Source organism: Herbaspirillum seropedicae, from assembly GCF_001040945.1.
In the GTDB taxonomy this organism is placed as follows: domain Bacteria; phylum Pseudomonadota; class Gammaproteobacteria; order Burkholderiales; family Burkholderiaceae_D; genus Herbaspirillum; species Herbaspirillum seropedicae.
Map to the genome: position 1 here is coordinate 4,390,415 of NZ_CP011930.1, position 20,261 is coordinate 4,410,675.

Below are 20,261 nucleotides of genomic sequence, written 5' to 3' on the forward strand. Positions count from 1 at the left end.
GACAAGGAGAAACCATGATCTACCAAACCCTCATCAGCGCCAGCGAATTGAAGGCGCGCGCCGCCCATATCAACCTGGTGATCGTCGATTGCCGCCACGACCTGGCCAATCCCGACTTCGGCCGCCAGGCCTATGCCGCCGGCCATCTGCCGCAGGCGCGCTTTGCCCATCTGGATGAGCTGCTCTCCGGCCCCAAGACCGATGCCGCGGGCCGCTTCCATGGCCGCCATCCGCTGCCGGACCGCCAGCAGTTCGTGCAGGCCATGCGCGCACTGGGCATCAACAATGACACCCAGGTAGTGGCCTATGACGCCCATGGCGGCATGTTCGCCGCGCGCCTGTGGTGGCTGCTGCGCTGGATCGGCCACAGCGACGTGGCCGTGCTGGACGGTGGCATGGCGGCCTGGCAGGCCATCGGCGAGCCGCTCAGCGCCGAGACGCCGGCGCCAGCCACACCAGGCAGCATCCAGGATCTGACTTCGCTGGTGCAGACCGTCGATGCCCAGGCGCTGGTGGAGAACATCAAGACCCAGGCGCTGCAGGTGATCGACGCCCGCGCACCGGATCGTTTCCGCGGTGAGAACGAGACGCTGGATGCGGTGGGAGGCCATATCCCGGGCGCGAAGAACCGCTTCTTCAAGGACAACCTGCAAGCCGATGGCCGCTTCAAGGGGGCGGCGCAACTGCGCGAGGAATGGCTGACGCTGCTGGGCGATCCGCAGGCAGCGGTGATGCAGTGCGGCTCGGGCGTGACGGCCTGCCATAACCTGCTGGCGCTGGAAGTGGCCGGATTGGCTGGTGCGCGCCTGTATCCGGGATCGTGGAGCGAATGGAGTTCCAATCCGCAGCGGCCGGTCGCCACCGGAAGCTGATCCGCTGCCCTCGGCCTCAGCCGGGGGCCGGAGCGGACAGGCCCGCCTCGTGCAGGCGGGCCACGAAAGCCTCGACGAACTGGCCGACCATGGCGGGCGCATCACGCCGGCGCAGCAAGGCCACTTCGGAGTGGAAATCAGGATCCTTCAGGGCCGGGAAGCTGACCCCGGCCGCCAGCGAGGTGCTGGCCATGCTCTGCGGCACCACGGCGATGCCAAAGCCGGCGTTGACCAGGCTGAGCAGCGAATTCTTGCGCGAGGTGGCGCGCGCCACGCGGGGATAGAAGCCATGCGCGATACAGCGCTCGGCCACCAAGTAGCTCAAACCGCCGCGATCACGATGCGGCACCGTCACGAAGAATTCATCCCGCAATTCGGCGATCTCCACTTCCTGCCGCTGCGCCAGCCTGTGTCCGGCCGGCACCGCCGCCACCAGGCGTTCGCGATACAGCACCGTGCTCGCCAGGTTGGGATTGGCGCGCAGGATGGGCAGGCGCGCCAGGCCGATATCGGCGCTGCCCTCGACGATCTCGCGGGCCTGGTATTCGGACGGCGCCTGCGAGATTTCCAGCGAGATGCCGGGAAAGGCCTTGAGCGCTTCGTTCAACATTGGTCCCAGCGGCGCGGTCAACGGCACCGAGCTGGAATGCAGCAGCCGCAGGGCGCCATGCTCGCCCTTGCCGATGGTGCGGGCCTGGGCCACGGCGCGGTCCAGGTCGAGCAGGATCTTGCGGCTGCGCTCATAGAAATCCTGGCCGGCCTGGGTCAGCTCGAAGGTCTTGGCCTCGCGTCTGAGCAGCACCACATCGAGATCGGCCTCCAGCTCCTTGATCTGCCGGCTCAGCGCCGACTGCGCCACGAAGAGCCGCTCGGCGGCCCGGGTATAGCCACGCGCCTCGACGATCTCGACGAAATAACGCAACTGCCGGATGGAAATCATGCCTGCCCTCCTTGGTCGATGCACTCGACCATATCGTTTTGAGATGGCGCGCCGCCCCATTTGATATTGGCCCCGGGCGCAGCGCCAGCCTACAGTAAAGCCATCTGCAGCGCCCATCCCGGGTGCGCCCTGATGAAAGGATGGCCTGTGCTCGACGACCTCGTCCTCTTCCTTGGCCTCGTTGGCTTCGTGTTCAGCATCGGCATGCGCTGGGTGCTGCGCCAGTCTGTCGATGAGCGCCGCAGCACACCGACCAGGACCGGCCAGGACGAATTCAGTGCGCGTGCGCCTGGTGTGTCAGCGCCAGCACGATCAGTACGCCAGCGGCGATCAGGATCACCTGGGGAATCGTCTCGCGCAGCGTGGCGCGGCGTTGCATCTGCGGCATCAGATCGGAAACGGCGATGTAGATGAAGCCCGAGGAGGCAAAGACCAGCACGAAGGGAATCCACTGCATCCCGCGCTCCAGCATGAAATAGCCCAGCACGCCGCCGGCCACGGCCATGAGGCTGCAGATGAGATTGTAGACATAGGCGCGGGTGCGCGAGAAACCGGCATTGAGCAACACGATGAAGTCGCCGATCTCCTGCGGGATCTCGTGGGCGATGATGGCCAGGCCGGTCACCAGGCCCAGGTGCGGATCGGCCAGGAAGGCAGCGGCGATGAGGATGCCATCGGTGAAATTGTGCAGGCCGTCGCCCACCAGGATCATCCAGCCGGCCTTGCCGGCTTCTTTCTTGTCATGACCGTGATGATGGCCGTGGCCGTCATCTTCGTGATGGTGGGAGTGGCGCAGGATGGCGGTCTTTTCCAGCAGGAAGAAGGCCAGCAGGCCGCCCAGCAGCACCGCAAACAGGGTATGGGGCTCGGCCTGGGACTCGAAGGCTTCAGGCAGCGCATGCAGCAGCGAGGTGGACAGCATGATGCCCACCGACAGGCTGACCAGGCGCTCCACCATCTTCGACAACAGGGCGAACGAAAACACCGCAGCCGCGGTGATGCTGACCGCGCCGGCCAGGGTCGTGGCCAGCAGGATGGAAATGAGTGTGGAGTCGATGACAGGCCTCTCGTCATTGCCGGGCGCTGCCGGCCTGCGCCCAAAGCCCGCTATTGTACGCCCGGCGCAACCGCCATGCCATCGGTGCGGCCAGCGCCGGCCAGCAAGAGCGGATTGATGATCAGCACGATCTGGCCATCGCCGAGCACGGTCGCGCCGACCACGCCGGCCAGGGTGGCCAGTTGCGGACCGACCGGCTTGACCACCACTTCGCGATTGCCGCTGACATGGTCGGCCAGCACGGCCATGAGTCCATCATCGCGCTTGATGAGCAGGACATAGGCCGAATCGCTGCCCTCCCCGGCGGGCTCGGGGGCTTCATCCAGCAGGCAATGCCAGGGATGCAGGGCTAGCCGGGAGCCCTGATGCTCCAGTGATCGTTCCGCCAGCGCCTGGCGGGCCTGCGGGCCGCGCAGTTGCACGATGCTGTCGACCAGCATGGAAGGAATGGCGAAATGCTGCTGCCCATGGCGCAGCAGGCAGACATGCTGGACCGCCAGCGACAGCGGCAGATACAGCGTGAACTGCACGCCCTGCCCGGGCTGCGAATGCACCCGCATCCAGCCGCCCAGCGCGGCCACTTCCGAACGCACCACATCCATGCCGATGCCGCGACCGGCCAGTGCCGAGACCTGCGGCGAGGTGCTCAGGCCGGGCTGGAAGATCAGATCGGCCAGGCGCGCCTGGCTGGCCTCGGCCAGGCCGGCGGCGCCCAGTTCCAGGGCCTTCTGCCGGATTGCTTCCAGATCCAGTCCGCGCCCGTCGTCGCTGACGCGGATGACGGCCTCATTGCCTTCGTGGGTGGCCTGTACGGTCAAGCGCCCCACGGCAGGCTTGCCCTCGGCCAGCCGCTGCTCGGCGCTCTCGATGCCATGCACGGCGGCGTTGCGCAAGAGATGCTCGAGCGGCCCCATCAGCCGCTCCAGGATGGCGCGGTCGATCTGCAGGCGGCAGTTGGACAGGTCCAGCGCCAGCGGCTTGCCGGTCTCGGCGGCGACCTGGCGCACCAGGTGCTGCATGCGCACTTCCATGCTGTTGAACTTGACCATGCGCGCATACATCAGCTCCTGCTGCAGCTCGCGCGTATGCGCGGCCTGCTGGCGCAAGCCCTCGCGGGTGCTGCTGACGCCTTCCTGCAGCCGCCGCTGGTGCAGGCTGGCCTGCTCCAGGCGGGCCGCAAGGCTGTGCGCCAGCGCCTGCATGGCGGCCGCGGCGTCGCCGCCATCCTGCGCCTGCGTCCCGCTCTGACGCAGCCATTGGCGCAGCTCTCCAGACAGCCGCATGAGCTGCTCGCCCAGCGCCTTGCTCTCCGATTGCAGGCTGCCGACCTCATTGTCCAGGCGCGACCGTGCGATGGAGACCTCGCCGACCTGGTTGAGCAGCTTGTCCAGCACCGTGGTGCGGATGCGGATCAGTGGCGCCGGCAGCACCGGTGCACGCGCGCCGCCATCGGCCGAAAGCAGCAGGGCGGCCTGGGTGAGTGCGGCGAAATGGTCCAGTGCAAGGTCGTGCAGCCCCAGCAGCGTTTCCAGTGCGGCCAGCGTTGCGCTGCTGCGATCGTGAACACCTTCGATGCCGGTCTGCACGCCGCGCAGCGCCGTTTCCATCTGGTGCAGGCAATGGCTCAGACGCCGCGCCCCGACCATGCGTGCGCTGCCCTTGAGCGTATGCAGCGGCCGCGCCAGCCCGGCCAGTTCGGCATCGGCCACGCCCTGGCGCAAGGCCTCCAGACCCTCGCCGATGCTGCTCATCAGTTCCTGCGCCTCTTCCAGGAAGACCGGCAGCAGCGCCTGGTCGAGCTCGTCCTGCAACCCCTCCCATTGTTGCTCACGCGGCGCCAGCCAGGGCGCAGGCGCGGTATCGCGGGCGGCGGGCGAGCTGCGCATGCGCGGCGGCTGCGATAGCGCGGCCAGCTCTTCCAGCGCCACCCGGTTGCTGCCGCGCTGGGCTAGTGCAGCGACGGCACGCTCGATGATGTCCAGCGCCGGGATGTCGAGCCCCTGGCCGGGCGGTTGCGCACACTCCAGCACGCGCAGGATGGCGCTGGCGCAGGCTTCCAGGTCGGCCGCGCCGGCGCTGCGGGTGCAGTCGCGCACTGCGGTGAGCGTGCGCAGGTACAGCGGTGGCGCGGGACAGACCAGGCCGCTGTCGACCCGGGCGCGCCAACTGCTGCCCTGCTGGCGCAGGATCTTCAGCAGGGGCTGCAAGGTTTCCTGCAACGCGTCGTTAGCGGGCAGATCAGGGGGCGGATCGGAGGACGGATGGGAGGGCAAAGCGCAGTGCATCGACAAGAACAGCAGTTCAGGACACCGTCACGCGGAAGCGCGACACCGAATTTTCCAGCTGGCGCGCGGCGGCCCACAGCTCTTCATACAGCGCCGATACCTGCTCCCGGCTTTGCTCGATGATGTCATTTTCGGTCAGGATGCCCTGAATCTGCTGCGCCACGCCGTTGGCCGAGACCGCCTGTTCGCGGGTCGAACCGGCCATGCCCTGGATGAGCTCGGCAAGCTTCTCGGAGACGCTGCGGATATCGGCCAGGGCGCTGCCGGCCGCGTCCGAGAGCACGGCGCCTTCGGTCACGCCGGTGGTGGACTTGTCCATGGCCACCACGACATCGCGGGTATCGGCCTGGATCATGCGCACCAGCGCGCCGATCTCGCGGGTGGCGGCGCTGGAGCGTTCGGCCAGGTGCTGCACTTCCTCGGCCACCACCGAGAAGCCGCGTCCGGCCTCGCCGGCGGAGGCTGCCTGGATGGCGGCGTTGAGCGCCAGCACGTTGGTGCGCTCGGTGATGTCGGAGATCAGTTCGGTGATCTCGCCAATCATCTGCGAGGACTCGCCCAGCCGAGTGATGCGGCCCGAGGTTTCCTGGATCTGTTCACGGATGCCGTTCATGGCCTTGATCGCATTCTCCACCGCCCGCTCGCCGCGTTCCGCAGCCAGCACCGCGTGACGGGCGACGTCGGCCGATTCGTCGGCCGATACCGAAATGCCGGTGATCTGCATCGACATCTCCAGCATGGCCTGGGCGATGCGCTGGATGCGGCGCGCCTGGGCGCGGGCTGCGGCGCCCAGTTCGGTGGTGGTGCCGCGCACCTGCTCCGAGCTCTGCGACACCTTGGAGGCCATCTGGGTCACTTGTTCCACCAGCGCGCGCAGCGCCTCCACGGTGTGGTTGACCGAGTCGGCAATGGCGCCGGTGACGTCGTCGGAGACGGTGGTGCGTACGGTGAGGTCGCCGTCGGCCACCTTCTGCAGTTCGGTCATCAGGCGCAGGATCGCGGTCTGGGTCAGATGATTGACGCGCATGGCCTTCTCTTCCTCCTGCTGGGCCAGTTGGCGCTGCAGTTCCGCCTGCTGGCGGCGGGCCTCGGCGGCGGCGGCGTTGTTGCGGCTGCTCTGCAATTGCACCAGGGCGATGCCGATGGCGCTCAACAGCGCCATGACCATCGTGACCAGCATGGCCCAGAAGGTCCAGGAACGCGACTTGAGGGCAATCCGATAGTCGTCCTGGAGCTCGGTGAGCTGGCGCTTCAAGGTCTCGTTCTCGACGAAGACCAGGCGCTCGGCCTGCTTGGCGGCGATGAAGTTCTGCAGATGGCCGAGGATGCCGGCAATCTGCGGCTGGTATTGGGCGAAGACGCGTTCAAGCTCGTCGAGTTTTTCGCGCAGGTCGGGATCGCTGGCCGGACGCAGGCGCAGCATCTCATTGCCGTCGCGCAGGCTGGTCAGCTGGTCGCCGAAGGCCGTGATGTCCTTGCCGAGCATGAAGGCCGTCTCCGGATTGACGCCCTCGGAGGTCAGGAATTCGTTGGCGCTGCGGCCCAGGCGCAGGGTCAGCATCACCAGCTGGCTGGCCGCGTTCATCTCGCGCGGCGTGGGACGGCTTTGCGACTGCAGCATGGAAATCTGCTCGCTCAGGTCCAGCATCACCGGCAGCAACTGGTTGAGCCGCTTGAGGGTGGCGCCAAATCCGGTCAGTTCCTTTTGCAGCGCGAGTATGTTCTCGGCGGCCAGGTCGCTGCGTCGCCACAGCCGCGTGATGCTCTCCAACGCCGGCTTCATGGCCGGCTCCGGCAGGCCGATGGTGTTGCCCTGGTAAGTACCGCCGCTGGTGAGCAGCAACAGCCCCCGGTTGAACTCGACCCGGCTTTGGGCCAGTTGCACGAAGGCCTCGGGATTGCCCTGGATGGCGTTGGGCACGGCCTTGCCCAGGCGCTGCGAGTGCATCACCAGGTCAGAGGCGATGTGGGTCTGCAAGGTGGCGTGGATGTACAGGCGCGAGCCCAGCCACAGGAACAGGAACAGACCGGCCAAGGACAGCGCCAGGATGCCCAGCAGGATGCGCGTCTGGGTGCGCAGCGCGAAGCGGTGCAGGTAAGGCAGGCGCATGCGCGGCCCGATCTCGATCCGGGCGTGCCCGGCAGAGGCGTTGGAAGAATTGGACGCGCTGGGAGAGGTGGCCTGAGCCCGCTCTTTCGATCGGGTGGGCAAGATCAGTTTCATGGCCGGTGCTCCAATCCTTCTTATTTCCTGATGCTGTGGTGACGATGCTGGCATTGTTCGGTCGCGGCCTTGCAGAGAGCGCAACACTAGCGCCCCACTTGCAGAAATGCCTCATGCTTTGCCAGTGCCGCCAGATCCAGTTCATCCCAACAGGTGCCGCCCTTGTCTTTATAACGCCCGTTAACGGTCGGCAATTCGATTCGGTCATCGTCATTTTTCGAGATTGGTGTCATTTCTGAGATATCGCGCAAACCCAGCACCGCAGAAATCAGCAATCCGCACTGCGCCGCCAGGGTCGGCGCCAGCACCAGGGCGTGACTGCCCGGGCCGGTGGACTGGGCCGGCGCGCCGGACAGGGCGGCCAGGTCGGCAATACCGACCAGGTTGCCACGCAGGTTGAGCAGGCCGAGGAACCACGGCCGCGTGGCCGGCACCGGGGTCAGGGACTGGCCATCCAGGGGAACGATTTCACTGGTATGCGACAAGGGGATCAGGCAGGCTTGTGCGCCGATGGCCACGGCCAGACGGCGCGAGCTCTGGCTCTCATGGTCGCAGGCTTGCATGCGTTCGATCAGGGAAGCCTGGAAGCTCTGCAGGTTTTCGCGGGACCGCATGGATGGAGACGACGCAGCGGCCTGCGTGTTGATGACGAAATCCTTGGTATGGGGCATGCCCGCCTCTCGGAACGGTAAGTCAAACCAGTCCCCCACCTCGGCCTGGGCCGTTGTGTTTCTTTGGACTGTGGATGCATGGCCCGTCGTATGCGACCGGAATGGCGCGATCGCGACGTGGCGATACGGCTCATCCGGGAATGCAGGCCTCGGTGTCGATAGGGGCAAGCTGGGAGAGGATCGGAGACGCCCCCGCGTCTGTGTTCCGGCACTGCCCAGCTTGTGCTGCTCGTGCTGAGATTCTACCCAGAAACACCCGCATCTTTGCTACACAGCAAAGAGATTGATGCCTGCCAATATCAAAAATGATGAAAAAAAACGACGAGTTTCAAATTTGATATAAATCAAATTCAATAACTGAAGAAAAAAGGGGATGGGAGTGATGTTCCATCAGGCAGGAAGACACCACGGAGGACGGCACTTCCGGGCCACTGCCGGGGCCGCGAAGGCAGCGCCGGCAGGGCCTGCAGGGTCAGGCGATCAGATCGCCACCATCTCGAAGTCTTCCTTGCGGGCGCCGCATTCCGGGCAGGTCCAGTTGATGGGCACGTCGTCCCAGCGCGTTCCGGGGGCGATACCTTCGTCCGGCAGGCCTGCTTCTTCGTCGTAGATCCAACCACAGATCAGGCACATCCAGGTTTTGAATTCGGTTTGGCTATTGGTCACGGCTGACTATCCCTAAAATCAATCAAGTAAAATGCTAAGTCAGCTATCTTAATCTAGTCGCCGTGCAAAACCAAACTCCTCCCCTCATTCTGAGCTTCGGCGCTGCCGACCCGGTCGGCGCCACCGGCGTGCAGGCTGACCTTGCCACCTATGCCGCCATGGGGTGCCATGGGCTGTCGGTGATCACGTCCCTGCTCATCGGTGATACCGCCCGCGTCGAAGACGTGCAGGTGGTCGAAGTGGACTGGGTCGCCGACCAGGCCCGCGTCATCCTGGAAGACATGGCGGTGGCGGCCTTCAAGGTCGGCAACGTGGGCAGCATCGAGAACATCTCGGTGATCGCCGAGATCGTCTCCGACTACCCGGACGTGCCGCTGATCCTGGATCCCTTCACCAGCGCCCTGGCCAACCAGGAAGACGAGGACGACCGCCTCATCGCCATCCGCGAGCTGCTCATCCCCCAGGCCACCCTGATGGTGGCGTCAGCCGGCGAACTGGCGCGCCTGGCCGAGACCTGGCGCGAGCCGGTGCCGGGCGATGCGCTCATGCTCGACGCCATGCGCATCATCGAGATGGGCTGCGAGTACCTGCTGGTGACCAACACCCAGACCGACCTGCAGGAAATCGCCAATTCCCTCTTCGACGAGTCCGGCCTGGTGCGCCAGGACGCCTGGCAACGCCTGCCGGGCTCCTTCGTGGGCGCGGGCACGACGCTGTCGGCCGCCATGGCGGCGATGCTGGCCAATGGGCTGGAAGTACCGCTGGCGGCGGCCGAAGCGCAGGAATTCACGCTCGCCGCGCTGGCCAATGCCCAGCGCATCGGCATGGGCAAGCTGGTGCCCGACCGCTATTTCTGGGCGCGCGAATCCGAAGATCCCACCGATCTGGACGCGCCCCCTTCCCTCAACTGAACTGAACCTGGACCCGTTTCCCGCAAGCTCATGACCAAGACCAATGCTTCCCTCTTCGCCCGCGCCCAACAGAGCACGCCGGGCGGCGTCAATTCCCCGGTGCGCGCCTTCCGTTCGGTAGGCGGCACGCCGCGCTTCATCGAGCGCGCCGAAGGCCCCTGGTTCTGGGATGCCGAAGGCAAGCGCTACATCGACTACATCGGTTCCTGGGGCCCGGCCATCGTCGGTCACGCCCATCCGGAAGTGATCCAGGCGGTCCAGCAAGCCGCGGCACGCGGGCTGTCGTTCGGTGCGCCGACCGAGGCGGAAATCGAGATGGCCGAGGAAATCATCAAGCTGGTGCCGTCCATCGAGCAGATCCGCCTGGTCTCCTCCGGCACCGAGGCCACCATGAGCGCACTGCGCCTGGCCCGCGGCGCGACCGGGCGCGACAAGATCATCAAGTTCGAAGGCTGCTACCACGGCCATGCCGACTCCCTGCTGGTGAAGGCCGGCAGCGGCCTGCTGACCTTCGGCAACCCGACCTCGGCCGGTGTGCCGGAAGATTTCGCCAAGCACACGCTGGTGCTGGACTACAACGACGCCGCGCAACTGGAAGAAGCCTTCAAGACCGCCGGCAACGAGATCGCCTGCGTGATCGTGGAGCCGGTGGCCGGCAACATGAACCTGGTGCGCGCCTCGGACGAGTTCCTGCGCACCATGCGCCGCCTGTGTACCGAATACGGCGCCATCCTGATCTTCGATGAAGTGATGTCGGGCTTCCGCGTGGCGCGCGGCGGCGCGCAGGAATTGAATGGCATCGTCCCCGACCTGACGGCGCTGGGCAAGGTCATCGGCGGCGGTCTGCCGGTGGCGGCCTTTGGCGGCCGTGCCGAGGTCATGAAGCATCTGGCGCCGCTGGGTGGGGTTTACCAGGCCGGTACGCTGTCGGGCAACCCGGTCACCGTGGCCGCCGGCATGGCGACCCTGAAGATCATCCAGCAACCGGACTTCTACACCAACCTGAGCACCCAGACCCGCAAGCTGGCCGATGGCCTGGCCGCCGCCGCCCAGGCCGCTGGCGTGACGTTTGCCGCCGACGCCATCGGCGGCATGTTCGGCCTGTACTTCGACGCCAAGGTGCCGACCAGCTACGCCGAGGTCATGCAGGGCGACAAGGAACGCTTCAACCGCTTCTTCCACAAGATGCTGGACGCTGGCGTGTACTTTGCGCCCTCGGCCTTCGAAGCCGGCTTTGTCTCGGCGCAGCACAGCGACGCCATCATCGAAGAAACGGTCGCTGCCGCAGCACGCGCCTTCAGCGAGCTGGGCTGACTTGCAGCAAAAGCGCTGCGGCCCATGCGTGTTGGGCCGCAGGCAAAAAAAAGGACGCCATGGCGTCCTTTTTCTTCATCTGGCCCAACCGTGCGTCGGACCGCAAAACTGGCTCGCTTACACCGAGAACGACGAGCCGCAACCGCAAGTGGTCGTGGCGTTGGGGTTCTTGATGACGAATTGCGCACCTTCCAGATCGTCCTTGTAGTCGATCTCGGCGCCCACCAGGTACTGGTAGCTCATCGAGTCGATCAACAGCTGGACGCCGTTCTTGCTCATGGTGGTGTCATCTTCGTTGACGATTTCATCGAAGGTGAAACCGTACTGGAAACCCGAGCAACCACCACCCTGCACGAACACGCGCAGTTTCAGGTCGGGATTGCCTTCTTCCTCGATCAGCTGGGCCACCTTGGCGGCTGCGCTGTCGCTGAAGTTGATCGGGGCGGGCATGTCGGTTTGTTGCAGTTCGGCTACGGCATTCATTTCGGGCTCCTGCTGGGCTTGAGGCGGATCAATACGGGATCGATAAAGTCATTATAAGCCCTTGCGGATTTTCATGCTTCCGACGATGCAGCCAGCTTCAGTACCGGAGCCTCTTCGGCCTGGTCATGACTGAGCTTGCCCGACACCAGCGCGCCGCCATGCATCTCCAGCGCCTTGTAATAGACATTCCCGGTAATGCGAGCCTTGGGTTGCAGCTCCAGCAGTTCGCTGGAATGGACATCGCCGATGATCTCGCCGTTGACGATCAGGTGCGCCGCATGCACCTGGCCGACCACCTTGGCATGCTCGGAAATGACCAGCACGCTGGGCTGTCCGGTCTCGGCGTTGATATTGCCGTTGATGTGGCCATCGATGCGCAGGCCGCCCTTGAAACCGACGTCGCCCTTGATGGATGTTGACATGCCAATCAGGCTGTCGATCGTGCTTTTGGTCTTGCGTGTAAACATGGAATCACCTCACAGATCTACCGACTGCTGGGCACGTACCTGGCCTCGGTCGAGAACTCGGACTGCAACCGACTTGATGGACGCCCCTTCAGGAATATTCAGCAAACCTTCCACCCTCTGGTAATACTTGAATGCGAGCCGATAACGCGCGAGGTCGGTCGAATTACTTTCCGGAAAGTTGATGATAGCACTCTTGCCGCCCTGCACAATATTGACACTTAGTTGTAGGTTTCCTGCAAATTGCTGCGTACCGCCGCCCCCCTGCATCACCAGCACCCGATAACGCAGCTGGTTGGGGGCTGCCTGCTCGGCCTTGAAGCGCTGGATGGTGATACCAGGCGCACCCAGGTTGGTGGGCAGCAGGCTGTCAAAGAAGGCCAGATCTTCCTTCTGCCGGTTGATCTCGGCTTCCAGGTTCTTGACCTGGGTAGCCAGCTGGGCCTGGGCCGACTGGGCAATCTTCAGTTCATTCTGCGACGCATTGGAGGCCGATTGCAAGCGTTCATTTTCGGCACTGAGCTTTTTGACCTGCTCACTCAGCTGCTCGACCTGTTCACTGGCGTCGCCCTGCAGTTGCAGGCCGGGCAAGTGATTGCGGCCCAGCTGGTAGGTCCACACCGCCGCCGCCGCGCCTACGGCAACTACCACAGCCCACAGCAAGGCCATCAGCGGCCAGGGCAGATGCCGCTTGATGGTCATCTTCGGCGCCGAGATCGTCATGCGCCGACGCAATAGGCGGTACTTCACGGCAGAACCGGGACTTGCTGCAAGCCAGTGGTCTCATCCAGCCCGAACATCAGGTTCATGCACTGCACGGCCTGGCCGGAAGCGCCCTTGACCAGATTGTCCTGGACCACCAGCACCACCACGGTATCGCCGTCGCCAGGACGATGCACGGCCAGGCGCAGCATGTTGGAGGCACGCGTGGTGCGGGTCTCGGGGTGCGCGCCGAAGGGCAGCACGTCGACGAAGGGTTCGTCCTTGTAGGCGTCTTCGAACAGCGCCTGCAGGGCGGCGTTGTCGATCTCCTTGGTCAGGCGCGCGTACAGGGTGGAATGCATGCCACGGATCATCGGCACCAGGTGCGGCGTGAACAGCAGGCCGACCTTGTCGCTGGTCAGGTGCGACAGGCGCTCGATGGTTTCGGGCGAATGACGGTGGCCGGAAACGCCGTAGGCCTTGAAGTTATCAGAAGCTTCCGAGAACAGCAGGCTCAGCTCGGCCTTGCGGCCCGCCCCGGAGACGCCCGACTTGCAGTCGGCGATCAGGTGCGAGGCGTCGATCACGCCGGCCTTGAGCAGCGGGGCGTAGCCCAGTTGCATGGTGGTCGGGTAGCAGCCCGGATTGCCCACCACGCGCGCCTTGCGGATGGCTTCGCGGTTCAGTTCGGGCAGGCCGTAGGCGGCTTCCTTCAACAGATCGGTGCAGCTGTGCGGCAGCTTGTACCACTTCTCGAAGGCGGCCACGTCCTGCATGCGGAAATCGGCAGCCAGGTCGATCACCTTCACGCCCGCTGCCACCAGCTCAGGCGCCTGCGCCATGGCCACGCCGTGCGGGGTGGCGAAGAAGACCACGTCACAGTCGGTCAGCCTGGCCTTGTCAGGCGAGGAGAAGGCCACATCCACACGGCCACGCAGGGACGGATACATCTCGGCCACCGGCATGCCGTCTTCCTTGCGCGAGGTCACCGCCTGCACCCGGGCTTCCGGGTGGGTAGCGAAAATACGCAGCAATTCGACGCCGGTATACCCGGTTCCGCCAACGATACCTACCTTGATCATGTCTGGTCCTTGCGAAAAATGGCGAAGAAAATACGCCGTGGCGGCCTGCGCCTGACGCGCGTGCAAAATACACGCTGGAAAGCGTTCAATTCTAGCAGGAGAATATTTCCCGCTGATTTCCGGCCGGGAAGTTATTCCTGTAAAAAATGGAAATTATCGCAGCGATTGCCCCCGGGCCAAGCTCGGCAGCACTGCGGCGAGAAAAGCAAAAAGCCGCCGGCATGGATGCCGACGGCTTTCCGTAATGCAAGAAACGATTAACGCTTCGAGAATTGCTTTGCGCGACGTGCCTTGCGCAGACCAACCTTCTTACGTTCGACCTCACGCGCGTCACGGGTGACGAAGCCTGCGTTGGACAGAGCCGACTTCAGGCCGGCGTCGTAGTCGATCAGGGCGCGGGTGATGCCGTGGCGAACAGCGCCGGCCTGGCCGGATTCGCCGCCACCGTGGACGTTCACCTTGATGTCGAAACGTTCGACGTTGCCGGTCAGTTCCAGCGGCTGACGGATCACCATCAGGCCGGTTTCACGGGAAAAGTACTCAGCGGCGGGCTTGCCATTGACGATGATGTTGCCCGAACCTGCCTTGATGAAAACACGCGCCACTGCACTCTTGCGACGGCCGGTTCCGTAATTGTAGTTACCGATCATGTCTGTTCCTTAGAGGGCGAGGGGTTTCGGTTGCTGCGCGGCGTGCGGATGGTTGCCATCTGCATAGACCTTCAGCTTCTTGATCATGGCGTAGCCCAGCGGACCCTTGGGCAGCATGCCCTTGACGGCCTTCTCCAGCGCACGGCCGGGGAAACGCTGTTGCATCTTCAGGAAGTTGGTTTCGTAGATGCCGCCCGGATAACCGCTGTGGCGGAAATAGGTCTTTTCAGTGGCCTTGGTTCCGGTCACGCGCAGCTTGCCTGCGTTGACGACGACGATGAAGTCACCGGTATCGACGTGCGGAGTGAATTCGGGTTTGTGCTTGCCGCGCAGTCGGAGTGCCACTTCGCTGGCAACACGTCCGAGGACCAAGTCCGTCGCGTCAATCACGAACCACTCGCGCTGAACCTCATGGGCTTTAGCGGAAAAGGTCTTCATGTTTGACTTTCTCTATCAATGTATAAACGCTCAAATGGCGGTTCCGCTCATGCGGGCCAGCCGGCGGATGCCTGCTGTCCTTGGTGTTTCGCTTCGCGGACTCATCCTTTTATCTTCCCGAGCGCATGGGAAAGCCCGCAAGTATAGCCTTTTCAAGGACTTAGCGTCAAAAGGTTTCGCGGGATTTGTGGCGGGAACGGTGCGCCTGGGCCGATTGCTTCGAGCTTTTCGTTTCCTGCTGGACAATTTCAACACCAGGAAGCCGAAAAATGGACAAAAAAAACCCGGACACTGTGGTTCCGGGTTTAATCCACACCATTGAGGAGGGTGGAGGAGACATCGTTACGTGCTGCAAAAACTTCCGTTGAATTGAATATAGCAAAGCGCTTTGTGCGTTGCAATAAGATTGTGGCCTCTAAATTGTAACTGTCTGAAAGCGGCGTCACATTTGGGTTACAGAGAGCTGGGCTGATGAAAACACAGCAGAAAATGAATGTCTAACCGACAATTTTTCTGCGGCGCAAAAATTGCCATCCAATCTCAGCCCACCCTCCTCGCCCCAGCCGCCGCTGCGCCCCGGCCGATCCAAAGCTACAATACCGGCCTTCACTCAACCGATTGGGACGATACAGATGGAATGCACAGTGCGCTGGACCGGCTTGTCCGGCATGACCTTCACAGCTGAAACGGGCTCGGGCCACCTGTTGACCATGGATGGCGCACCCGACGGCGGCGGCCGCAACCTGGCGCCGCGTCCGATGGAAGTGGTGCTGGCCGGCACGGGCGGCTGCACCGCCTATGACGTCGTGGTGATCCTGCGCAAGAGCGGCCAGGACGTACGCGGCTGCGACGTGACCCTCAAGTCCGAACGCGCCGATACCGACCCCAAGGTCTTCACCAAGATCCACTTCCACTTCACTGTGCGGGGCCGCAATCTCAAGCCCAACGTGGTGGAGCGCGCCATCAAGCTGTCCCATGACAAGTATTGCTCGGCCTCGATCATGCTGGAGAAGACTGCCGAGATGACGCACTCCTTCGAGATCATCGACGACCTCACCGACACCTCCTCGGCAGCCGCGCAACAACAGTAAGCGGCGCAGCGCTCACGAAAAAAGCGGCCGAGGCCGCTTTTTTCATGTCCCGCCAGGCCCTGCCTCAGATGCGGTAAGCCACCGTGGTCATGACCTTGGCCATGGCCTTCATCAAGCCCTTGACCGGCGCCGGCATCTCGGCTGCACCCAGGTCGCGCGCAGCCTGGCCGTGCTCGATCTCGTCGATGCGCATCTGGTCGACGATGGCGCGGGAGCGGTTGTCCTGCGCCGGCAGCTTGTCCAGATGGCCCATGAGGTGATGCTCGACCTGGCGCTCGGTCTCGGAGACGAAGCCCAGGTTGCGCGCATCACCCAGACGGGCGGCAATGCTGCCCAGCACATAGGCGCCGCCATACCACAGCGGATTGAGCAGGCTGGTGTGCGAACCCAGCTCGCGCAGGCGCTCGGCGGTCCAGGCCAGGTGATCCTCTTCCTCGATGCCGGCGCGGGCAAAGGCGTTCTTGATCTCGGCCTTCTGCGCAAAACGCCCCTGGGCGTCGTACAGCGCCTGGGCGCACACCTCGCCGACATTGTTGACCCGCATCAGCCCGGCCGCGTGGCGCTTCTCGGCCTCGCTCATGACACCATCCGGCAGACCGCGTCCCGGATTGGGACGACTCTCGAACACCACGCCGTTGATCACGCGCAGGGCCTTGTCGAAATCGCTAATCAGTTCATCGACGAATTGCATACAGCTCGCCTTTCTCTTGCTATTGAGGACATCCCGGCCAGCTCGCCGCCGGGGACGGAGGAACAGGGTCGATGCGCCTATGCGCTCAGACCATCTTCCAGTTCATCTGTTCACCGGCCGACAGCGGCACCACGGTTGCCTCGCCCATGGGCAGTTCAGCCGGGATGGACCAGGTCTCGCGCTTCAAGGTGACGGTGCCGGTATTGCGCGGCAGGTCGTAGAAGTCCGGGCCGTTGAAGCTGGCGAAGGCTTCGAACTTGTCCAGCGCACCCGCGCTGTCGAAGGCTTGCGCGTACAGCTCCAGGGCATGCAGCGCGGTATAGCAGCCGGCGCAGCCACAGGCGTGTTCCTTGGCGCCCTTGGCGTGCGGGGCCGAATCAGTGCCGAGGAAGAACTTGTTATTCCCCGAGGTGGCCGCGGCCACCAGCGCCTTGCGGTGGGTCTCGCGCTTCAACACGGGCAGGCAGTAATAGTGCGGACGGATGCCGCCCTTGAAGATCTCGTTGCGGTTGAACAGCAGGTGGTGCGCCGTGATCGTGGCGGCGGTGGGCCCTTCGCCGGCCAGCACGTAGTCGGCCGCTTCCTTGGTGGTGATGTGCTCGAACACCACCTTCAGTTCCGGCATGGCCTGGCGCAGCGGCTTCATGATGCGCTCGATGAAGACGGCCTCGCGGTCGAACAGGTCGATCTCGGGATCGGTGACTTCGCCGTGGACCAGGAAGGGCATGCCTACTTCCTGCAGCACTTCCAGGGTCTTGTAGCACTTGGAGAGGTCGGTCACGCCGGCATCCGAATTGGTGGTGGCGCCGGCCGGATAGAGCTTGACCGCCTTGACGAAGCCGCTTTCCTTGGCGCGGCGGATCTCATCGGGAGGGGTATTGTCGGTCAGGTACAGCACCATCAGCGGCTCGAAGGACATGCCTTGCGGCAGCGCGGCCAGGATGCGCTCGCGGTAGGCGCCAGCCTGGGCGGTGGTGGTCACCGGCGGCTTCAGGTTGGGCATGACGATGGCGCGGGCGAACTGGCGGGCGGTGTGCGGCAACACGTCCTGCATGGTGGCGCCGTCGCGCAGGTGCAGGTGCCAGTCGTCCGGGCGGGTGATGGTCAGTACGTTGCTCATTGCGGATCTTTCGGTCTTGGTGTGGGTGTCGGTCCGAGGATGACGGATCAGGCGAGGCATCCCGGCGGATGCGGGCTGTGGAGAGCCAGCCGCGATGTCTTCAGGATCGACATTCTACCGTAGCCGTCAAGCACCCCGGCGCGCCCGCCCTGCCCGCTTTTGATATAGCCCAAACGACAAGGGCCGCCCCGTTGCCGGAGCGGCCCTTGCTGCAGGACAGGCTGGCGCGATCAGTGCGTGATGATCTTGGCCAGGAAGTCGCGTGCGCGTTCCGAACGCGGCTGGGCGAAGAACTCGTCCTTGGCGCAATCCTCGACGACCACGCCCTTGTCCATGAAGACCACGCGGTTGGCGACCTTGCGGGCAAAGCCCATTTCGTGGGTCACGACCATCATGGTCATGCCTTCCTGGGCCAGGCCGACCATGACGTCGAGCACTTCATTGATCATTTCCGGGTCCAGCGCCGAGGTCGGTTCGTCGAACAGCATGGCGATCGGGTCCATCGACAGTGCACGGGCAATGGCCACACGCTGCTGCTGGCCGCCGGAGAGCTGGCCAGGGAACTTGTCCTTGTGCGCCAAGAGGCCCACGCGGTCCAGGTACTTCAGGCCCTTTTCGGTGGCCTCTTCCTTGGAGCGGCCCAGCACCTTGATCTGGCCGATGGTCAGGTTCTCGCGGATCGAGAGGTGCGGGAACAGCTCGAAGTTCTGGAACACCATGCCGATGCGCGCGCGCAGCTTGGACAGGTTGGTCTTGGGGTCGCCCACCGAGACGCCATCGACGGTGATGGTGCCTTTCTGGAACGGCTCCAGGCCGTTGACGGTCTTGATCAGCGTGGACTTGCCGGAACCGGACGGGCCGCACACCACCACCACGTCGCCCTTCTTGACGGAGGTCGAGCAGTCGGTCAGGACCTGGAAGCTGCCGTACCACTTGCTGACATTGTTGAGTTCGATCATTTGATTCTCCTGGATTTCTGAATTCTGGATTCACTGGCCGCCAGCCTGTCGCATTAGCGCACGGGCGGCGGCCGTCAAAGGCATTAGCGGATGATGGCGATCTTCTTCTGGAAGCGCTTGACCAGGGTCGACAGACCGAAGCTGAGCACGAAGTAGACCACGGCCACGAACAGGTACATTTCCACCAGGCGGCCATCACGCTGGGCGATCTTGGAGGCGCTGGTCACGAAGTCCGGCACCGAACCCAGCACGTAGACCAGCGAGACGTCCTGGAACAGCACGATGGTCTGCGTCAAGAGGATCGGGGTCATGTTGCGGAAGGCCTGCGGCAGCACCACGTTGCCCATCATTTGCCAGTAGTTCATGCCGATCGCATAGCCGGCGAACACCTGGCCTCGCGGGATGGACTGGATGCCCGAACGCATGATCTCGCAGTAATACGCGGCTTCAAACAGGATGAAGGTGATCAGGGCCGACTGGAACGCACCGACCTGGATAGGCTCGGAGGCGCCAATCATCCAGGCGCCGATGAAGGGCACCAGGAAGTAGAACCAGAAGATCACCAGCACCAGCGGAATGGAGCGGATCAGGTTGACGTAGGTCGTGGCGATGAAGGACAGCGGCTTGTTGGACGACAGGCGCATCATCGCCAAGAGCGTACCCAGGATGATGCCGCCGGCCATGGCCGAGAAGGTCAGGATCAGCGTGAACTTCAGGCCGGTCGTGAACAGGTAGAACCAGGAACGCTGGATGACGTCGAAATCGAAATTGCTGAACATGGATCAATGCCCTCCTGCGCTGGTGCTGCCGCCGGTGATGTAGCCCGGTACGGCGGTGACCTTTTCCAGCAGACGCGCCATGAACAGCGCGATGACCGAAATGATCACGTAGATGATGGTGGCGCCGGTCAGGGCCTCGAAGGTCTGGAAGGTGAACTCACGCATCGAATAGGTCGCAGCGGTCAGCTCGACCAAGCCGATGGTCAGCGCCACCGAGCTGTTCTTGATGATGGCGGCGAATTCATTGGTCAGCGCCGGGATGATGATGCGGAAAGCCATCGGCAGCAGCACATAGCGATAGGTCTGCACCGGGGTCAGCCCCAGCGCCGCACCGGCCATGCGCTGGCCGCGCGGCAGCGCCTGGATGCCAGTGGTCACCTGCACCGCTACGCGGGAAGAGGTAAAGAAGCCCAGCGCCAGGGTCGCGGTCACGAAGGAAGCGTCCGGCAGGCTCTTGATCCAGTCGCCGATGAAGGCCGGCAGCAGCTCGGGCATCACGAAGTACCAGAGGAACATCTGCACCAGCAGCGGAATGTTGCGGAACAGTTCCACGTAGCCGTTGGCGATGCGCACGACCCAGGGCTTGGTGGTGGTACGCAGGGTACCGAAGATGGTGCCAAGGATCAGTGCCATGATCCAGGCGCAGGCCGCAGTGGCCAGGGTCCATTTCAGGCCCGCCAGCAGCGTGTCGATGTAGGGGATACCATCGGGAGACATCTCCCAGAAGATCCCCCAATTCCAGTTGTAATGCATAAATGGCCTCGTCTGTGTATCGAAGTCTGTGTTCTGTCGGGCGCGGTCACCAGGCAAATGCCGCGCCGCTTGTTTTGTGTTCGGTCGCCAGGCGCCGCCGACGATCTTG

The 20,261-nt window shown here is 63.8% G+C and carries 22 protein-coding genes; 5 read left to right on the top strand and 17 right to left on the bottom strand.

Going from position 1 to position 20,261, the window contains the following annotated elements:
• Nucleotides 1–14 precede the first annotated feature (14 nt).
• Nucleotides 15–872 carry a sulfurtransferase gene (locus ACP92_RS19100; RefSeq protein ID WP_013235776.1) on the top strand — a complete coding sequence of 286 codons (858 nt, stop codon included), beginning with the start codon at nt 15–17 and terminating at the stop codon, nt 870–872.
• A gap of 16 nt (nt 873–888) precedes the next feature.
• Here ACP92_RS19100 and ACP92_RS19105 read toward each other — a convergent pair whose 3' ends face one another.
• The 6 genes from ACP92_RS19105 to ACP92_RS19130 form a co-directional block, all read right to left on the bottom strand.
• A complete protein-coding gene (locus tag ACP92_RS19105; RefSeq protein WP_013235777.1) occupies nt 889–1,812 on the bottom strand; it encodes a LysR family transcriptional regulator in 924 nt (307 codons plus the stop codon).
• A gap of 274 nt (nt 1,813–2,086) precedes the next feature.
• Nucleotides 2,087–2,845: a ZIP family metal transporter gene (locus tag ACP92_RS19110; RefSeq protein ID WP_085943904.1), complete on the bottom strand. Its 759-nt coding sequence runs from the start codon at nt 2,843–2,845 to the stop codon at nt 2,087–2,089.
• Between the two features lie 74 nt (nt 2,846–2,919).
• Nucleotides 2,920–5,076, bottom strand: a complete 2,157-nt coding sequence (locus ACP92_RS19115; protein WP_232284871.1) for a chemotaxis protein CheA — start codon at nt 5,074–5,076, stop codon at nt 2,920–2,922.
• Nucleotides 5,077–5,170: 94 nt separating this feature from the next.
• Nucleotides 5,171–7,378: a methyl-accepting chemotaxis protein gene (locus ACP92_RS19120; protein ID WP_041311201.1), complete on the bottom strand. Its 2,208-nt coding sequence runs from the start codon at nt 7,376–7,378 to the stop codon at nt 5,171–5,173.
• Nucleotides 7,379–7,464: 86 nt separating this feature from the next.
• Complete coding sequence (locus tag ACP92_RS19125) at nt 7,465–8,049, bottom strand: chemotaxis protein CheW (protein ID WP_013235781.1); 585 nt, start codon at nt 8,047–8,049, stop codon at nt 7,465–7,467.
• A gap of 480 nt (nt 8,050–8,529) precedes the next feature.
• The gene (locus tag ACP92_RS19130; protein ID WP_034311797.1) at nt 8,530–8,682 is read right to left on the bottom strand and encodes a rubredoxin; all 153 of its coding nucleotides are present in this window, start codon (nt 8,680–8,682) and stop codon (nt 8,530–8,532) included.
• A gap of 95 nt (nt 8,683–8,777) precedes the next feature.
• Between ACP92_RS19130 and thiD the strand changes: the two genes are divergently transcribed.
• Both thiD and hemL read left to right on the top strand, forming a co-directional pair.
• Nucleotides 8,778–9,626, top strand: coding sequence for a bifunctional hydroxymethylpyrimidine kinase/phosphomethylpyrimidine kinase (gene thiD, locus ACP92_RS19135; RefSeq protein ID WP_013235783.1), 849 nt, complete (start codon nt 8,778–8,780; stop codon nt 9,624–9,626).
• A gap of 30 nt (nt 9,627–9,656) precedes the next feature.
• Nucleotides 9,657–10,940, top strand: coding sequence for a glutamate-1-semialdehyde 2,1-aminomutase (hemL, locus tag ACP92_RS19140; RefSeq protein ID WP_013235784.1), 1,284 nt, complete (start codon nt 9,657–9,659; stop codon nt 10,938–10,940).
• A gap of 117 nt (nt 10,941–11,057) precedes the next feature.
• Here the strand turns inward: hemL and erpA are convergent, their stop codons facing one another.
• The 6 genes from erpA to rplM all read right to left on the bottom strand — a co-directional run bounded on the left by erpA (nt 11,058) and on the right by rplM (nt 14,759).
• Nucleotides 11,058–11,423 carry an iron-sulfur cluster insertion protein ErpA gene (erpA, locus tag ACP92_RS19145; protein WP_008331898.1) on the bottom strand — a complete coding sequence of 122 codons (366 nt, stop codon included), beginning with the start codon at nt 11,421–11,423 and terminating at the stop codon, nt 11,058–11,060.
• A gap of 71 nt (nt 11,424–11,494) precedes the next feature.
• On the bottom strand, nt 11,495–11,890 hold the full coding sequence (locus tag ACP92_RS19150; RefSeq protein ID WP_013235785.1) for a bactofilin family protein: 396 nt from the start codon (nt 11,888–11,890) through the stop codon (nt 11,495–11,497).
• 9 nt (nt 11,891–11,899) lie between these two features.
• Nucleotides 11,900–12,610, bottom strand: coding sequence for a DUF6776 family protein (locus ACP92_RS19155; RefSeq protein WP_013235786.1), 711 nt, complete (start codon nt 12,608–12,610; stop codon nt 11,900–11,902).
• Between the two features lie 23 nt (nt 12,611–12,633).
• Nucleotides 12,634–13,671: an N-acetyl-gamma-glutamyl-phosphate reductase gene (argC, locus tag ACP92_RS19160; protein ID WP_013235787.1), complete on the bottom strand. Its 1,038-nt coding sequence runs from the start codon at nt 13,669–13,671 to the stop codon at nt 12,634–12,636.
• A 257-nt stretch (nt 13,672–13,928) separates the two neighbouring features.
• Complete coding sequence (rpsI, locus tag ACP92_RS19165) at nt 13,929–14,321, bottom strand: 30S ribosomal protein S9 (RefSeq protein ID WP_006461968.1); 393 nt, start codon at nt 14,319–14,321, stop codon at nt 13,929–13,931.
• 9 nt (nt 14,322–14,330) lie between these two features.
• Nucleotides 14,331–14,759: a 50S ribosomal protein L13 gene (rplM, locus tag ACP92_RS19170; protein WP_013235788.1), complete on the bottom strand. Its 429-nt coding sequence runs from the start codon at nt 14,757–14,759 to the stop codon at nt 14,331–14,333.
• On the opposite strand from rplM, the gene ACP92_RS24720 reads away from it, so the two are divergent.
• Both ACP92_RS24720 and ACP92_RS19175 read left to right on the top strand, forming a co-directional pair.
• The gene (locus tag ACP92_RS24720) at nt 14,758–15,081 is read left to right on the top strand and encodes a hypothetical protein (RefSeq protein WP_156181811.1); all 324 of its coding nucleotides are present in this window, start codon (nt 14,758–14,760) and stop codon (nt 15,079–15,081) included. The genes rplM and ACP92_RS24720 overlap by 2 nt on opposite strands.
• A 310-nt stretch (nt 15,082–15,391) precedes the next feature.
• Entirely contained in the window at nt 15,392–15,850 is a 459-nt protein-coding gene (locus tag ACP92_RS19175; RefSeq protein WP_013235789.1) for an OsmC family protein, read from the top strand.
• Nucleotides 15,851–15,914: 64 nt separating this feature from the next.
• On the opposite strand, the gene coq7 is transcribed toward ACP92_RS19175, so the two are convergent.
• The 5 genes from coq7 to ACP92_RS19200 form a co-directional block, all read right to left on the bottom strand.
• The gene (gene coq7 / locus ACP92_RS19180; RefSeq protein ID WP_013235790.1) at nt 15,915–16,541 is read right to left on the bottom strand and encodes a 2-polyprenyl-3-methyl-6-methoxy-1,4-benzoquinone monooxygenase; all 627 of its coding nucleotides are present in this window, start codon (nt 16,539–16,541) and stop codon (nt 15,915–15,917) included.
• An 85-nt stretch (nt 16,542–16,626) separates the two neighbouring features.
• On the bottom strand, nt 16,627–17,661 hold the full coding sequence (gene pyrC / locus ACP92_RS19185) for a dihydroorotase (protein WP_013235791.1): 1,035 nt from the start codon (nt 17,659–17,661) through the stop codon (nt 16,627–16,629).
• A gap of 230 nt (nt 17,662–17,891) precedes the next feature.
• Nucleotides 17,892–18,620, bottom strand: a complete 729-nt coding sequence (locus tag ACP92_RS19190) for an amino acid ABC transporter ATP-binding protein (protein WP_013235792.1) — start codon at nt 18,618–18,620, stop codon at nt 17,892–17,894.
• Nucleotides 18,621–18,703: 83 nt separating this feature from the next.
• Nucleotides 18,704–19,399 carry an amino acid ABC transporter permease gene (locus ACP92_RS19195; RefSeq protein ID WP_013235793.1) on the bottom strand — a complete coding sequence of 232 codons (696 nt, stop codon included), beginning with the start codon at nt 19,397–19,399 and terminating at the stop codon, nt 18,704–18,706.
• 3 nt (nt 19,400–19,402) lie between these two features.
• Complete coding sequence (locus tag ACP92_RS19200) at nt 19,403–20,152, bottom strand: amino acid ABC transporter permease (RefSeq protein ID WP_013235794.1); 750 nt, start codon at nt 20,150–20,152, stop codon at nt 19,403–19,405.
• Nucleotides 20,153–20,261: the final 109 nt, after the last annotated feature.